At 71.1% G+C, this 856-nt stretch carries 1 protein-coding gene and 1 pseudogene; both read left to right on the top strand.

Going from position 1 to position 856, the window contains the following annotated elements; translation table 11 throughout:
• The first annotated feature begins 200 nt into the window (after nucleotides 1–200).
• Nucleotides 201–383, top strand: a complete 183-nt coding sequence (locus VP06_RS38835; RefSeq protein WP_342586860.1) for a 2Fe-2S iron-sulfur cluster-binding protein — start codon at nucleotides 201–203, stop codon at nucleotides 381–383.
• A gap of 4 nt (nucleotides 384–387) precedes the next feature.
• Nucleotides 388–856, top strand: a pseudogene (locus tag VP06_RS32835) (hypothetical protein); the annotation flags it as partial.

Genomic DNA, 856 nt, shown 5'->3' with positions numbered 1-856 from the left:
CGCCTCTCTCCGGGCGGACGAGCGTCCGGGGAGCCCGCGGCGGGCGCGCCGGGGCCGCGCGCTGCGGCGGCGCCCCCCCCCCGGTCGTCGCCCGCGGGGGGGGGGGGGGTCCCCCCGCCGCAAACACGGTGATCTTCTCCCGGTCGGGCAAGTCGGCCCCCCTGCCTGCGAACAGAACGGTTCTGGAGGCGGCAGAGAGCGTGGGTGTCGAGATCCCCTGGTCGTGCCGTGTGGGCATCTGCGGGACCTGCAAGGTGAAGCTGCAGCAGGGCGCCGTGTCGATGGAGGTGGAAGACGGGTTACCTGCGGAGGACAAGGCGGCCGGGATGATCCTGGCGTGCCAAGCCAAGTCGACCGGCGGCAACCTGCAGGTGGAGGCGTGAGCCGATGCAGGAGCGCAGCGCCGTCGCGGTGGGGGCCCTGGTCGTACTTCTTCTCATTCTGCCACTCGGCTACCTTCTCCACGTCTCGCCGCGGTTCCCCGGCAGCCTAGCAGGCAGTCTCATCGGCATCACAGCTGCCCTGCTGATGCTGTTCCCGCTCCTCTACGTCGGCGTGAAGCGCATCCCGGGCGTCAGGGCGCGGGTGAGCCGGCAGGTCTCGATGCGGACGCTGCTCGCTCTCCACGTCTACGCCGGCGTGCTCGGCCCCATCCTCGGCCTGATCCATGCGGCCCACAAGTTCCGCAGCCCGCTCGGCGTCTCACTCACCGGAATGCTGCTGGTTGTCGTCGGGACGGGGTACGTCGGCCGCTACCTTCTGTCCCGCATCACGAAGGCGGTCCAGGCCGAGCGCTCCGACCTCGCATCCCTCACGGCCGCCTTCGAGCGTGTTTCGTCGGCGGGGAAGCCGGGCG

It is taken from the genome of Methylobacterium aquaticum (genome assembly GCF_001043915.1).
GTDB lineage: Bacteria > Pseudomonadota > Alphaproteobacteria > Rhizobiales > Beijerinckiaceae > Methylobacterium > Methylobacterium aquaticum.
Note: the sequence above shows the minus strand (reverse complement) of the source record. Positions and strands in the feature narration are given on the sequence as shown.